General features: G+C 38.6%; 12 protein-coding genes. 9 read left to right on the forward strand and 3 right to left on the reverse strand.

The features are described 5' to 3' along the window. Window positions 1-41 precede the first annotated feature (41 nt). From G3I01_RS15455 to G3I01_RS15470, 4 genes are all read left to right on the forward strand, one after another. A complete protein-coding gene (locus tag G3I01_RS15455; RefSeq protein ID WP_219549330.1) occupies window positions 42-1,850 on the forward strand; it encodes an acyl-CoA dehydrogenase family protein in 1,809 nt (602 codons plus the stop codon). 159 nt (window positions 1,851-2,009) lie between these two features. After that, window positions 2,010-3,065 (forward strand): M43 family zinc metalloprotease, encoded by a 1,056-nt coding sequence (locus tag G3I01_RS15460; RefSeq protein ID WP_219549332.1) that lies wholly within the window; start codon window positions 2,010-2,012, stop codon window positions 3,063-3,065. A gap of 121 nt (window positions 3,066-3,186) precedes the next feature. Further along, on the forward strand, window positions 3,187-4,947 hold the full coding sequence (locus G3I01_RS15465; protein ID WP_219549334.1) for a mechanosensitive ion channel domain-containing protein: 1,761 nt from the start codon (window positions 3,187-3,189) through the stop codon (window positions 4,945-4,947). Window positions 4,948-5,035: 88 nt separating this feature from the next. Next, complete coding sequence (locus G3I01_RS15470; protein WP_219549336.1) at window positions 5,036-6,082, forward strand: mechanosensitive ion channel domain-containing protein; 1,047 nt, start codon at window positions 5,036-5,038, stop codon at window positions 6,080-6,082. On the opposite strand, the gene G3I01_RS15475 is transcribed toward G3I01_RS15470, so the two are convergent. Beyond that, on the reverse strand, window positions 6,079-7,875 hold the full coding sequence (locus tag G3I01_RS15475) for a glycoside hydrolase family 15 protein (protein ID WP_219549338.1): 1,797 nt from the start codon (window positions 7,873-7,875) through the stop codon (window positions 6,079-6,081). The two genes, G3I01_RS15470 and G3I01_RS15475, sit on opposite strands and share 4 nt — an antisense overlap. 95 nt (window positions 7,876-7,970) lie before the next feature. On the opposite strand from G3I01_RS15475, the gene G3I01_RS15480 reads away from it, so the two are divergent. From G3I01_RS15480 to G3I01_RS15495, 4 genes are all read left to right on the forward strand, one after another. Further along, a complete protein-coding gene (locus tag G3I01_RS15480; RefSeq protein WP_219549340.1) occupies window positions 7,971-10,184 on the forward strand; it encodes a bifunctional alpha,alpha-trehalose-phosphate synthase (UDP-forming)/trehalose-phosphatase in 2,214 nt (737 codons plus the stop codon). Window positions 10,185-10,322: 138 nt separating this feature from the next. Next, window positions 10,323-10,607, forward strand: a complete 285-nt coding sequence (locus G3I01_RS15485) for a YtxH domain-containing protein (protein ID WP_257710649.1) — start codon at window positions 10,323-10,325, stop codon at window positions 10,605-10,607. A 105-nt stretch (window positions 10,608-10,712) separates the two neighbouring features. Next, on the forward strand, window positions 10,713-12,065 hold the full coding sequence (locus G3I01_RS15490; RefSeq protein WP_219549344.1) for a M28 family metallopeptidase: 1,353 nt from the start codon (window positions 10,713-10,715) through the stop codon (window positions 12,063-12,065). Window positions 12,066-12,080: 15 nt separating this feature from the next. Continuing rightward, window positions 12,081-12,935 (forward strand): dienelactone hydrolase family protein, encoded by an 855-nt coding sequence (locus tag G3I01_RS15495; RefSeq protein WP_219549346.1) that lies wholly within the window; start codon window positions 12,081-12,083, stop codon window positions 12,933-12,935. 56 nt (window positions 12,936-12,991) lie between these two features. Here the strand turns inward: G3I01_RS15495 and G3I01_RS15500 are convergent, their stop codons facing one another. After that, on the reverse strand, window positions 12,992-13,957 hold the full coding sequence (locus G3I01_RS15500) for an App1 family protein (protein ID WP_219549348.1): 966 nt from the start codon (window positions 13,955-13,957) through the stop codon (window positions 12,992-12,994). 71 nt (window positions 13,958-14,028) lie between these two features. Here G3I01_RS15500 and G3I01_RS15505 point away from each other — a divergent pair, with 71 nt between their 5' ends. After that, window positions 14,029-14,901 (forward strand): YegS/Rv2252/BmrU family lipid kinase, encoded by an 873-nt coding sequence (locus tag G3I01_RS15505; protein ID WP_219549350.1) that lies wholly within the window; start codon window positions 14,029-14,031, stop codon window positions 14,899-14,901. Window positions 14,902-14,911: 10 nt separating this feature from the next. On the opposite strand, the gene G3I01_RS15510 is transcribed toward G3I01_RS15505, so the two are convergent. Then, complete coding sequence (locus tag G3I01_RS15510) at window positions 14,912-15,832, reverse strand: hypothetical protein (protein WP_219549352.1); 921 nt, start codon at window positions 15,830-15,832, stop codon at window positions 14,912-14,914. Between the last annotated feature and the right edge of the window lie 2 nt (window positions 15,833-15,834).

Raw genomic sequence — 15,834 nt, forward strand, 5'->3', positions numbered from 1 at the left:
GTTCTCAATACTATGATCTCGCTACTAAATACTAAATAAAGATGAGCACAGAAACAGCAAATAAAGATCTTCTTCGCGGTGGGCAATTCCTGGTAAAGGAAACCAAGAGCGAAGATATATTCACTCCTGAAGATTTTAATGAGGAGCAAATAATGATGCGTGATTCCGTTAAGGAATTCGTAGAACGTGAAATTTGGCCACACAAAGAGGAATTTGAAAAGAAAAATTACAAATTAACCGAAGAGGTAATGCGTAAGGCCGGGGAACTTGGTTTCCTTGGAGTTGCCGTTCCTGAAGAATATGATGGTCTGGGAATGGGCTTCGTGTCAACGATGTTAGTATGTGATTATATTTCTGGTGCTACTGGATCTGTTGCTACTGCCTTTGGTGCGCATACAGGAATTGGTACTATGCCAATTACTTTGTACGGAACGGAAGAGCAAAAGAAAAAATACGTACCAAAACTAGCTACAGGAGAATGGTTTGGGGCTTATTGCCTAACTGAACCAGATGCAGGTTCTGACGCCAATTCAGGAAAAACTAAAGCAGTTCTTTCTGATGACGGAAAATATTACAGCATCAGCGGACAGAAAATGTGGATCTCGAATGCAGGATTTGCCGATGTATTCATCGTATTCGCAAGAATAGAAGATGATAAGAACATTACCGGATTTATCGTTGAAAACGATAAGGAAAACGGAATCAGCTTTGGTGAAGAAGAAAAGAAATTAGGTATCCACTCTTCTTCTACCCGTCAGGTTTTCTTTAACGAAACTAAAGTTCCTGTAGAGAATATGCTTTCTGAGCGTGGGAATGGATTTAAAATTGCTATGAATGCCCTGAATATTGGGCGTATCAAATTAGCTGCAGCATCTCTTGATGCTCAGAGAAGAGTGACAGATCTTGCTACGAAATATGCTAACGACAGGGTTCAGTTTAAAACTCCTATCGCCAAGTTTGGTGCTATCAAGTCTAAATTGGCAGAAATGGCAACTTCAGCATATGTTGGTGAAGCCGCTTCTTATCGTGCAGCTAAAAATATAGAAGACAGGATCAACATTCGCCTTGAAGATGGGGCTTCTCATTCAGAAGCTGAATTAAAAGGAGTTGAAGAATATGCAATTGAATGTTCTATACTTAAAGTTGCTTGTTCAGAAGATGTTCAGAACTGTAGTGATGAAGGTATTCAGGTATATGGTGGTATGGGATTCTCTGCAGATACTCCGATGGAATCTGCATGGAGAGATGCTCGTATCGCACGTATCTATGAAGGTACGAACGAGATCAACAGAATGCTTTCTGTAGGAATGTTAGTGAAAAAAGCGATGAAAGGTCATGTAGATCTTTTAGGTCCGGCAAAAAGTGTTGCTGATGAATTAACTGGAATTCCTTCTATGGAAAAACCAGATTATTCAGAGCTATTCGCTGAGGAAAAGGAAATGGTTGCAAAACTTAAAAAGGTATTTTTAATGGTAGCCGGTAGTGCCGTTCAAAAATTCGGACCTGACCTTGAAGAGCACCAGCAATTATTACTTGCTGCAGCAGATATCTTAATTGAGATCTATATGGCTGAATCTGGTATCCTTAGAGCTGAGAAGAATGCAAAACGTCTTGGTGAAGATGCTCAGAAAGAGCAAATCGCCATGGCTAAATTATACTTATATCACGCGGTAGATATCGTGAATACTAAAGCTAAAGAAGGAATTGGATCTTTTGCTGAAGGCGATGAGCAACGTATGATGCTTATGGGTCTTAAAAGATTTACTAAGTATACCAACATGCCAAATGTTGTTGAACTTAGAAATACAATTGCTGAAAAACTGACTTCAGAAAATAAATATTGTTTCTAGAAGAAACAATATTTTAAACTGAAAAAGCCACCTGATGAGGTGGCTTTTTTTATGGAATTTGCAAAAATTCTAAAAATGTCACAAAAACTTTGTAATAGCGTTAAAGAACCGTAAAAATTTAGATATATTCGGCTCAAATCAAACAAAACCCTATTAATTATGAAAAAAGTTTTTTTAGGAATGGCTGCCCTTGCCTTCCTTTTTGCTTCTTGTGAGCAAGACCCAGATCAAACCATTTCAAATGAGCAACAAGAAGCTCAGGTAGACATGAGTGACTTCTATCTTTACACCAATCCTTCAGATGATAAAAGATCTGATAATGCGGCTGAAAAATGTTACAGCATGAAAAACCTTAATCGTCTCCTGAACGAGAATAAAGGTTTGCATGAAAAAATGTACAATATTGAAAAGAATACGCGTTCAATTCTTGCAAAATCTGAGAACGCGAAAGGTGGAAAACCTGGAACCGGCGGTGGTGGAACTGAACCACCAGCTACAGATAACCTTGGTATCGTGAACATTCCGGTTGTAGTCCATGTGGTTTATAGCAACTCTCAGCAGAATATCTCAGACCAGCAGATCAATTCTCAGATAGATGTTCTTAATGCAGATTTTAGAGCAACCAATTCAGATGCCAGTAGCGCCCCTGCAGAATTTGCAGATTTAGTAGCAGACTCTGAGGTTTCTTTTACTCTTGCAGCAGTGAATCGTCATAGCAATTCAAGGACTGAATGGGGAACCAGAGACGAAGTTAAAGCGGTATATCCTCCAGTATCACCAGAAACAACTTTAAATATCTGGGTAGCTAATATTGGTGGAGGTATCTTAGGATATGCTCAATTCCCAGGAGGTCCGGCTGCAACTGATGGTGTAGTGATCTCTCCTCAATATTTTGGGAATACAGGCTATGTTGCTGCTCCTTACGACCAGGGAAGAACTGCGACTCACGAAGTTGGTCACTATTTAAATCTTCGCCACATTTGGGGTGATGGTAGATGTAGACAAGATGATTTCGTAGCAGATACTCCAGAATCTGATGGTCCAAATTACGGATGTCCTTCTTATCCAACTGTTAATTGCAGGTCTACAGATATGACCATGAATTACATGGATTATGTATATGATGAGTGTATGTATATGTTTTCTGAAGGTCAGAAAGCTCGTATGAGAACTATCTTTATGGATGGTGGACCAAGAGCAGCCCTTGCTAACTAATTTAATACTTCAATATATTTGGAAAGCCACCTCAAAAGGTGGCTTTCTTGTTTATTACCATGGTCTTAACTATTTTTTTTCCAATTTATAGTATCTTACTTTTTAGACCAAATAAATTGAAATGACTTCAGCCAGGACCTCTTTATTATTTTTCATATTCCTCCTGAATTATTCCATCAACCATGCCTTTCAACAGGAGAAAGACACCGTCGATCAATCTGAAGATCAGAAATTGCCTTCCAAAGAATTTGTTATTCAGGATAGTTCTGCTCTAGGAGAAAATTATCTGGCCTCTTATAATGAGGCATATTACATGAGCGATCGCTGGAATGAAGGAGTTGGTTTCCCACCTGAAAGGTTTAATCTTCAAACCCCGCAGGCAGCTCTGGAACATTTTATTGTAAATGCGAGAAATGAAGATTTTGAAACTGCAGCATACGCGCTGAATTTCAATTTACTGCCAAACGACCTTAAGATTTCTGAAGCAGCGATCATAGCTGAAAAATTGAATTTCATCATTAACCAAAGAGTTCCAATTCCCTGGGAAGAACTGTCTGACAGACCAGACGGGCAGATTGATATAAGCACTTCAACCAATAAAGCGGTAGCGGGTAAACCTAGAAGAAGTATAGACTTTGGAAAGGTAGATATGGAAAAGAGAGATGTTACCTTTAGACTACAGCGAGTAAAGTTTAAAGAGCACAGTCCAATATGGCTAATATCAGCCCAAACGGTTGAGAATACCGAACGACTCTATGATATTTACGGGCCAAGAAAATTAGAAACAATGATGCCTAAATGGATCAGTTTTCAAATTTTCGACGTCCCCGTTTGGAAAATTATAGGAACCCTTTTTCTTATTTTGCTTGCATACCTTATTTCTAAACTTGTTTCCTTTCTCATAATAAAGATCTTCTCTGGCACCAATAAGTATTGGATAAAGAACATTGCCAACAGATTAGCTTCTCCAACTGGCGGCGCCGTTGGAATGCTTGCATTCTATTTACTACTGAATAATCTGATCTCATTTTCCGGACCTCTGGCACGAGGATTCTATGCGATCCTTCTTATACTTCTAATTGGAGTATTTACCTGGCTCATTATGCGCCTTATAGATTATGTGATGGATTTTTTCGCCGTTCATAAGATTGGTGATATAAATGACGAGGAGAATGAGGAATCCAAGAGAATGCTTACCTATGTCTCTGTTGGCCGTAGGATATTTATTTTTATCGTTTTTATTGCGGGTGGAGCGGTCATTCTGTCTCAATTCCCCAGCCTTGAAAAACTGGGTATTTCTCTTATGGCTTCTGCAGGAATTGCCACTGTTATTGTTGGTATTGCTGCGCAGGGCACTCTCGGAAATATTATTGCGGGAGTACAGATCGCCCTCACTAAACCTGTAAGAATTGGGGACTCAGTGATTATAAAAGATCATTTTGGTTATGTAGAAGACCTTACTTTCACTTACATGATCTTAAAAACATGGGATCTTAGAAGGGTTGTTATTCCTTTAAAAACAGTGATCTCAGAAAGTTTTGAAAATCTTTCCATGACCAATTCTCAAACTATTGGGGTGGTTGAGGTGTATGCAGATCACAGAATTGATGTTTCAAAGGTCAGGTCAAAATTTGAAGAACTGGTAAAAAATTCAGATAAATGGGATGGAGATGAAGACAAAGCTCCCGTAGTCCAGGTAACCGAAATGGATAGTAAATCTATCAAGATTAGATGCCTTTGCAGCGCAAAAGACTTTCTCACCACCTGGGATATGCATTGTGAATTAAGGGAAAAAATAGTAAAGTATATTGCCGAACTTGAGGATGGTTTCTTCCTAACCAAAGAGCGGGTGGAACTGGAGGATAAAAAGAAAACGGAATAGGGCTCGAAAACCTTATAGGTTAAATTTGGCTATCTTCTATCCTTCCGGTAGTATAAACTATAACTTTATGTAATAAATTCTTTTAAGCATGCTAGCGATTGAACAGAACATGACCACTTACCTGATCATTGGGATCCTTATTCTCATAATAACTTTCTCCCTGGCTTTTTACATCTTAAAGAAAGTTGGAAAAAACCCCAGAAATATCCTGCCTGTAAATTTCGCTCATAAGATCCGTATCCCTTTATTGATCTTCCTCGCTTGTCTCCTTGCTCAGATCGCGGTTATCAGCGACATTTTTATATTCGAGGCTACAAAAACCATCGTAGGTCATATTAGCATAATTGGGATTATCTTCAGTATTGCCTGGTTTCTTATCCTTTTATTTAAAGTAGTTAAGAAAAGGATGCTGCGAAAATATGATGTTGGAAGTGCAGATAACCTTAAGGCCAGAAAGGTTTATACACAATATATGATCCTTGAAAATATTGTGATTTTTATTATTGTTATCCTGGCGATAGGAATTGCTTTGATGAGTTTTGATAGTATCCGGTCTATTGGAGTAAGCGTACTTACCTCTGCAGGAATTGCAGGGATCATTATTGGTCTGGCCGCCCAAAAGGCTATTGGTACTCTCCTCGCTGGAATCCAGATAGCCGTAACTCAACCAATCCGGCTTGATGATGTGGTTATCGTAGAAGGGGAATGGGGTTGGATTGAAGAGATCAACCTTACGTATGTGGTAGTGCGCGTATGGGATAAAAGAAGACTCGTAGTGCCCACTACTTATTTCATTGAAAAAACTTTTCAGAACTGGACGCGAACTTCTGCTGATATTCTAGGTACCGTATTTCTTTATGTAGACTATGAATTACCTGTAGATGCCATTAGAAAAGAGCAAACCAGACTTCTGAATTCAACCGACCTATGGGATGGCAAGGTAGATGTACTTCAGGTTACCAACACCACCGAAAAATCGGTTGAATTAAGGGTGTTGGTTAGTGCCAAAGATTCGCCTACCGCCTGGGATCTTAGAGTTTACCTAAGGGAGAAATTAATGGAGTTTATTCAAAACAATTACCCTCAATCCCTTCCTAAAGCTAGAATTACGATCAATAAGGAAGTTGAAGATTAATCCTGGAACATCATTCCTTCGGTCGCAATTCCTTTACTGAAATTTGCTGCAGTTTCAATCAATGCAAGATGCGAATATGCCTGCGGAAAATTCCCCAGCAATCTTTTGGTCTTGAAATCTATATCTTCACTGAATAATCCAAGGTGGTTGCTGTAAGACAACAACTGGTCAAACATTTCTCTTGCCTTTTTCTTTTCCCCTATTTTATACAGACTATCTATTAGCCAGAAAGTACAAATCGTAAATGAGGAGGTTGGTTTCCCAAAATCGTCATTATTCTTATATCTATACATTAGCCCATCTTCACATAATTCCCTTTCGGTAGCCTGAACCGTACTTATAAATCTCGGGTCATCGGCTTCAATAAACCCATAAGGTTGCATCAATAAAGTAGAAGCATCAAGGTCTGAAGAGCCATAATATTGAACGTAGGCCTGCTTATCTTCATTCCAGCCGTTCTTATATATATCTTCATAGATCTCTTCCCTAAGGGCTTTCCAATGGGTGTCATTGATGCCCATTCTTAAGACTTCTCCTATCTTTATAGCCCTGTCTATGGCAACCCAGCAAAGGAGTTTTGAAAAAACAAAATGACGATCCTCAGTTCTAAGTTCCCAGATTCCTTTATCTGGTTTCTTCCAGTTTTCTTCTACGATCATTACGATGCCTCGAACAACCGTCCATAAGGCTTCAGAATTTTCCAAAGAAGTTTCGAACATCAAAAACTGCTGATAGATCACTTCCATCAGAATTCCGTAGATATCATTCTGCTTCTGGATATAGGCAGCATTTCCGGTTCGAACCGGCTTTGAGTCCTTATAACCTGAAAGATGATTTAAAATGTGCTCGGTTAATTCCTTTTCACCATTAATGCCATACATGATCTGTATCTTCTCATCCTTATTAGGGATGATATCGATGATGAATTGAAGGAAATCCTTGGCAGATTTGATATGTCCAAGCCCTGCCATCACCTTGATCACCATAGATGCATCTCTTATCCAGCAAAAGCGATAATCCCAGTTACGCTCCTCTCCTACCGTTTCTGGTAGTGAAGTTGTCGCGGCAGCCAGAACAGCACCAGATTTTTTATAACTCAATGCTTTTAGAACAAGCGCGCTTCGCATGATCTCATTACCATAATGAGTATACCTGGTAGTTTTATCGCTCCAGTTCATCCAGTAGACCTTGGTCCTCTGAAATTTTAAATAAGATCTGTCCAGCGTCTGCTCAACCAGTTTTTCATGGTAACCCACCAGGCAATATTCGTTGCCCTCTAAAGTCACTTCTTTTTGATCAAGAATATCCTGCAGGTTAAAACTTGAATAGAAATAAGCTGAATCATATTTACCTTCCTTAGTGAAACTTTTAATATAATCTCCTTTATGCTCGTTGTAAGTCTTCTCCTTTGCAAAATCCAATTTTGGATCATACTTAATAGTAAATTTTGGTTTACCACCAATGAGCCTGAAGAATCTTATAATATCTGGTGGAGCGTAATATGAACCATCTTCCCTTGGATATCTCGGCATGAAATCTATTAACTGAAAAGAGTCAGTTCCATTATCAAAAACAGTACTTAATATATTAGTTTCCCAAAGGTATTCCTGTTTAATCGTATATTCATCATCAATAAGTATCTCAAAACTACCGCCTATTTTCTCATCGAGAATTTTGGCGAACATAGCTGAAGAGTCAAAATTAGGCATGCAGCACCAGTCCAGAGAGCCCGTTTTTGAAATTAAAGCAGCGCTTTTACAGTTACTTATTATACCATAGTCAAGGTTATCCATAAATCTAAAAATTCTTATAAATCAATTGCTGTCTAAAATGATTTTCGGAAATTTAGTAAAAATCAAATTCGTCACAACAGCATTTACATATAATTATGAGTAAAACAATCATTATTTCCAACCGATTACCACTGCAAATTTCAATTGAAAATGGCAAACTGGATGTTACTCCAAGTGTAGGAGGACTCGCAACTGGTTTAAAATCATTTCATAAGGATGGAGATAGTGTTTGGATTGGATGGCCCGGATTAACTGAAGAAGAAATACCTGCAGATCTTAAAGAAGATGTTCAGAAAAAAGCCAGAGAAGAGAATTGCGTGGCTGTTCATTTAACTTCAAATGAGATCGATGGTTTTTATTATGGTTTCAGCAACCGTACCATCTGGCCTCTTTTCCATTATTTTATGGAATATACAGAGTCTGATGATGAATACTGGAGAATCTACAAGCAGGTTAATCAGAAATATGCAGATGAGATCCTGAAGCATTATGAAGAAGGCGATGTTATCTGGGTACATGATTACCAATTGCTCTTAGTTCCAAACATGATAAGAGAACAAAGACCTGAAGCGGTTATTGGTTTCTTTAACCATATTCCATTTCCTTCTTACGAGGTCTTCAGAACTCTGCCATGGAGAGATGAAGTCTTAAAAGGGGTTCTTGGTGCAGACCTCATTGGTTTTCACACCTATGACTATGAACGTCACTTTTTAAGTTCGGTGAGTCGTATTTTGAGGCACCAGGTAGATTTTAATGAGATCACTTTGCCAGACAGAATTGTAAAGGTCGACTCATTCCCGATGGGGATAGATTATAAAAAATTTGAGCAGGCTGCCCTGGATCATTTTGAAAGTACCTCGGCAGATCAATCTGAATTGCAAAGAAGACTGGATCATCACCTGGAAGCAACACCAGATGCCAAGATGATCCTGAGCATAGACCGCCTGGATTACACCAAAGGTATTGCCCACAGGATTAGGGCTTACGAATATTTCCTGGATAAGAATCCTGAATATATTGAAAAAGTTAGACTTGTGATGCTCGCGGTGCCTTCAAGATCAAATGTTCCGCAGTATAGAAGATTAAAGAGGGAAATAGACGAACTGGTTGGTAGAATAAACGGTAAATTCTCGACAGTGAGTTGGACTCCAATCTGGTATTTCTATCGTTCCATGCCTTTCAATAACCTGATAGACCTTTATACTACCTGTGATATTGCACTGCTCACGCCTATTCGTGACGGTATGAACCTCGTAGCGAAAGAATATATTGCCACCAGGACAAATCACACCGGGGTTCTTATTCTAAGTGAAATGGCCGGTGCCGCTCACGAAATGAATGAAGCTCTAATAATAAACCCTAATAATTTCGAGCAGGTTTCAGAAGCTCTCAAAACAGCCTTTGAGATGCCTAAGGAGGAACAGATCGAGAGAAATAAAATGCTTCAGAAAAGGCTTCGAAGATATAGTGTTGAAAAATGGGCTAATGATTTTATGAAAGCTCTTCGGGCTACCAAAGAGAACCGTGATTCCTTTAAATCTATTAGAATCACACCAGATATTTCTGAAGATATCATGGAACAATTTAGAAATGCTAAAAGAAGAGTCCTCTTTATAGATTACGATGGTACCCTGGTGAATTTTGTGGATAAACCAGAAAACGCACGTCCAGATGAGGACCTAAAAGAATTGATACGATCTCTTAATGCGCAAGAGAATACCGATGTAATACTTATTAGTGGACGCGATAAACATACTTTGGGAAGCTGGTGGAAAGATGTTCCTGTAGAACTTATTTCTGAACATGGAGTCTGGATGAGGCAGATCGACGGGGAATGGGAATTATCTGAAAATGTAAAAAGTGAATGGATGGACGCCGTAAGACCTGTGATCGAAAATTTTGTAGACAGAACTCCCGGTACTTTTATCGAAGAGAAGAATTATTCACTGGCCTGGCATTATAGAAAAGCAGATCCGGAATTAGGTGAGATTCGTGCCAATGAACTTAGTACGGTGCTCAAAGAATTGATCTCCAACCGCGGTTTGAGTGTGCTAGAAGGAAATAAAGTACTGGAAATTAAAAGCAGCGATGTAAATAAAGGGAAAGCATCTTCAAAAAAACTGATCGGCAAGGACTATGATTTCATTTTTGCAATTGGAGACGACTGGACAGATGAATATATGTTCCAGGAATTACCTGAATCTTCCTATACTGTGAAGGTTGGTATTAAAAAAACCAGCGCCAGATATTACGTGGAAGGCACGCCTAAGGTTCGAACTTTACTTGAAAAATTCAAAGAAAATCTCTAGTAAAAATTCAATGTTAAATTAATTAGGAATTAAGCTGAAAGTTTAAATATACATTAACTCATCAGCTATTGTAGCGACCTGTTTTCTGCTTAATTTTATCATATGAATTTAAATCGAACCAATTTAAAACCAAATACTATGAAATCAGGAAAATTGTTATTAGGATTAGTTTCCGGAGCTGTTGCAGGAGCAGTAGTTGGGCTTTTATACGCACCTAAAAAAGGAAAAGATACCCGTAAGGCTATCACTGAAAAAGGAGATGATTATATCAAAGGCGCTAACAAAAGTATCCACGACTTTACAGATTCAATAAATCATAAAGTAGACGCTCTTAAAGCCAGAACAAAAGCAAATTTAGCAAGTTCTAAATCTGAAGAGAAAATTAACAAGGCTAAAGCAGAAATGCACGACGTAGCGAGTTAATTCATAGAAAATATTATATTTCAATGCCCCGGGGAGACTTCTCGGGGCATTCTTTTTTATATCCTCAAAACTTCTGTATTTTAGAAGGCTCATAAAAAGAAAAATATGAAATTATCCCCTCGAAAAATCCTAACTTTTATTACCCTATCTGGATTAACCTTTTTTGCTAATGCCCAGGAAACCGATCAACGATTATATGATATCATAGATGAAGTCTCAGCAGATAGTATTGAACACGATATTAGAAAACTGGCTGGCTTCGGAACAAGAAATACCTTCAGTGATACCGTTTCTGATACTCGTGGTATAGGCGCTGCCAGAAGATGGATAAGATCTGAGTTTGAAAATATATCCTCTAAATGTGATAATTGTCTGGATGTTTTTTACCAAAAAGATTATGTGACTCCAGAAGATGGAGAACGTATTCCTAAAGAAGCCTGGGTAGTAAATGTAGTCGCTATTCAAAAAGGTACCAAGTATCCTAATCGTTATGTCATTATGAGTGGTGATATAGATTCTCGTGCCAGCAATACTATGGATTTTACTACAGATGCTCCGGGTGCCAATGACAATGCCAGCGGAATGGCAGGTACTATTGAAGCTGCTCGGGTGTTATCAAAATATAATTTTGAAAGCAGTATTATTTATGTAGGCCTGTCGGGTGAAGAGCAGGGACTTTTCGGAGGAAAAGGTCTGGCGGAATATGCCAAAAAGAATAACTGGGATATCATCGGGATTCTTAATAATGATATGATCGGAAATATTGAAGGCGTAGACGGAGTCATTGATAATAGAAGTTTCAGGATCTTTTCTGAACCTGTCCCTCCTACCGAAACTGAACGCGAAAGAGAAATGAGAAGGTTCTACGGTGGCGAAGTTGATGGAATATCCAGACAATTGGCAAGATACATTCATGATCATGTAGAAACTTATATGCCAGAGATGAACCCCATGATGATCTATCGTTTAGACAGGTTTGGACGTGGCGGGCATCACAGGCCTTTCAATGACCTTGGATTTGCCGGGGTAAGAATCATGGAGGCACATGAGAACTACAATCGTCAGCATCAGGACATCCGTACCGAAAACGGTATTAATTATGGGGATGTGGTTGAAGGTGTAAATTTTGAGTATGCTAAGAAATTAACTGCAGTGAATGCTATAAACCTCGCAAGTCTTGCCTGGGCACCACCCGCACCGGCCAAGGTAGAAATTGGAGGAATCGTTGAGCCAAATACAAAATTAAGGTGGGAAGCTGTAGACGGAGATATCGCCGGCTATAAGATATACTGGAGAGATACCACTGCCCCACAATGGCAACATTCTAGATTTGTAGGTGATGTTACCGAATTTACTTTAGACGGAATTGTAATAGATAACTATTTATTCGGAGTTGCAGCTGTTGGAAAAAATGGCCATGAGAGTCTGGTGGTTTTTCCTTCGGGCACTTTTAGATAAGAAATATTCAATATTATGAAAAATCTTAGATCAGGATTCCTGTTGATTCTTTTTTTTTCACTCCTAATTTCCTGTAAAAATAACAGTGAAAAGGGTGAAGATGTTTCAACAAATGAAAAGAGCCAGGTAAACGATAAGAGCTCTGAAACAGGCGAACTTTCAAATTCTCCAAGGCATCATGAATGGGTAACCCTTTCACATGGCGATAGGGAGTTTGAAGCATTTGTGGTTTATCCAGAATCTAAGGAGAAAGCAAAACCGGTAATAGTTATTCATGAAAACCGGGGATTGAACGATTGGGCTCGTCTGTTTGCAGACAAACTTGCAGCACAAGGCTACCTCGTAATAGCTCCAGATCTTATTTCGAATACCGTGGAAGGGAAAAAGAAAACCACAGATTTCGAAAATCCTGATGCATCGAGAGAAGCGATCTATGACCTGGATAAGGATCAGGTTACTGCAGATCTCAATGCAGCTTATGAATACATTAAAAATGATCCCGCTTCTACTGGAGAAGTTGCCGTAGTAGGTTTCTGCTGGGGAGGCTCACAAACCTTTAGATACGCTACAAATAATCCTGATATAACTTCAGCTCATGTATTTTATGGGACTGCACCAAAAGATGAAGAAGTATTCTCAAATATCAATGCACCCGTTTACGGATATTATGGAGAAAATGATAACAGGGTCAACTCTACTATTGAAGAAACTGAAAAGTATATGAAAGCAGCCGGAAAGACTTATGACTATAAGATCTATGATAATGCCGGCCATGCCTTTATGAGAAGTGGGCATCAACCAGATGGTGAGCCGGGTAATAAAAAAGCCCATGACCAGGCCTGGGACAGATTACTTAAAAACCTGAAATAGGAAATCTTTCGAAATGATTATTTCTGGGGTCGGAAAATTGACTTTGTGGTAATATCCTAAATGATGTTTTCCCTTTCCGAATGGTGGATAGCTTTTTCACTATCTCTGAAGTAGCAGGTACTAACATTCAGAGTTTCCAGGTTAGACAAAACCTTCTGAACCTTTCCGTTCTGCTTACTGGTGGTTTGCCTTATATAAACAGCTTTGATATTCATGGGAAAGGTTTTACAGATCCTTTCATATAAATAGGGATCATGCTGTGAATCATCACCAAGAAGCACATATTTAAGGTTGGGATAGAACGAAATAATATCCTTGATCTTAATAAACTTATGATCGTGGTTCCCCCTTCCAGTACTTACAAAATCGCGTAATCCAGTCTTGATCTTTTTAAGCTTGATTACTGCCTTCGGAAGTTCATGCATATCGGCAAATTCAGCGATGAAATCATATAAATTCCATTCGCTACTGGAAACATAGAAAAAGGAGTTCGTCGCCTCTTTACTGTTCTGTCCGGCCTGACTAAGCCGAGTATAATGTTTCACCACATCGTCAAACACCTTTCTTTTATTGATGTTCTTGGAAAGCATCACGTAAAGCTTTTTAAAAAGACTATTACTATGTGATATCAGGAAAGTATCATCTATATCTGATATTATGGCCAGTTTACTTGGATAAGGTTTTAAAAGCTCACCTTTTTCTATCATCCCAAACTCATACATTTTGCAAGTCACTTCATATTCATGCCAGCCTGGTTCTAGCGGAGTATTATACGGAATGGTAAATCTAAAATAACCGTCCTTCTGGGTCTTCGTAGTTACGTCCAGATCTCTGAACTTTAGTCTGACCTTAAAATTTTCCAGAGGCTTGATCCTGAATTTATGAAGTATAGCATGCGCATGCTTAATACCTTTCTTATCAATACTGAATTTATCTGGCGCCCAGGATTCAAATAAATGTCCGAAAACTACAAGTTCTTCATCATTCACATATCCACGGTACAACTTAAGGTCTAGTTTCAAAATATTGGCCTTTTTTTAAAATTCCTTCAATCCAAAATACTTAATTTTAGGCGTTTCATAAAGATTACAGAATGAATTTTAAGGAAGTTTTATTGATTGTAAATCCTATTTCAGGGCATACTGACAAAAAAAGGATCATTTCCAGGGTAAAGGAACATATGGCAGAGATCCAGGCGGGTTTTCATATGTATATGACTACCGGAGAAAATGATGTAGAAAAAATTCAGTCAGAGATTAAAGAGAATAAAATTGACCGGGTACTTGTTGCTGGTGGAGATGGCACCATTAACATGGTTGCAGAAGCCATTAAGAAATACGATCTCACGCTCGGGATAATACCTGCAGGATCTGCTAATGGTTTAGCCGTAAATTTTGAACTTCCTGAAGAACTTAACGCCCAGATAGAGGTCGCCCTGGGAGATCATTATATAGATCTAGATCTGCTTTGCTTAAATGATATTATCTGTCTGCATATGAGCGATCTGGGCATTAATGCTGAACTCATCAGGAATTATGAGAATTCTTCTATTAGAGGAAAGTTCGGGTATTTGATACAATCTATCCCGACTCTGATTCAGAGCGAATATCCTTTCGACTTCCTTATTGAAACCGAAGATTTTTGCAGAGAAGCAAAGGCAGTTTTACTGGGATTTGCCAATGTTAAGAAATATGGCACCGGGGCAAACGTGAATCCAAATGGAGTTCCTAATGATGGAATATTTGAAATCCTGATCTTCAAGAAATTGAGCCTTGGAGAAATACTTAAAACTCTAAGAAATGAAACCGATCTGGATCCAGAATTTGTTGAGATCGTCCCGGCAAAAAAAGCGAATGTAATTTGTAAAAAACCTGTTTCTTTTCAGGTAGACGGTGAATATATTGGCAAGGAGACACAGATAGAGATCAAAATGATCCCGGAAAAATTGAGAATAGCTATCCCGTAGTTCCTACTCTCTATTTAGCTAAAGGAAGGAATATTTCTGCCTTCCAGTTCATATGATCACTATCTATTTTAGGATTATCGTAATAGATCTCCATTGGGCCTTCCTCTACCTCCAGCCCGAGGTCTTTAGCCATAGAGATAAGATCGAACCAGCTAACATGAGAAAGACGATAATTCCCATTGAATATAAGTTTCAGCGCCTTTTCAGAAGGGTATTTCTTTAACTGGATATTTTGTGTCTCTTTTAGGTGACTTATATCCTCCACCGGAAAGCAAAAATCAAAATCTATAAGATCTTTATCCCGATCCCAGTTGGTTACCTTTAGAAATGGATAGCCGCGTAGGTTTGTTTTATTCTTAAGAATGTAATTTTCCAGAACTGAAATCGTACGCATCATTTCTGCTGCCTTTCCTGTAAGAGATATATTATTGGAAGAACTACAAATGCATTCCATTTCAGGAGTATTCGTAACTTCCTTTTCCGGAGTTATTTTATATTGTTCCTGATGATCCTTTAGCTCCCGCTTAAAACTTAAGATATTCTGCTTTAAAGTATCTATATAACTACTATTTTGAAACGGGTTTACAATATCTATACGATTTCCTAATTTATTTTTATCAGATAAAACATTAAGCGTTATAGCAGTTGAACTGTCATTTAATTTCTCCAGCTCCCACTTGAGCTCAAGAGAATTGGCACTATCTAATTTAATGCGCTGGGTCAGCGAATTAAAGTCGGTTCTGTCTACAATCTCAATGTCTCCTGAGTTTCCGGAAGAATTCAGTTTTTTCCATTCCGATAGCTCATATAAAACTGCTCCCGGGCCATACCTGGCGGTAGTTTCGAATTGATAATCGTACTTTTTAATAAATAGATACCAGCCAAGACCGGCAATGCAAAGGACCAGTAAGGCAATTAGATTTTTTTTCATGT

It is taken from the genome of Gramella sp. MT6, from assembly GCF_019357415.1.
Lineage (GTDB): Bacteria > Bacteroidota > Bacteroidia > Flavobacteriales > Flavobacteriaceae > Christiangramia.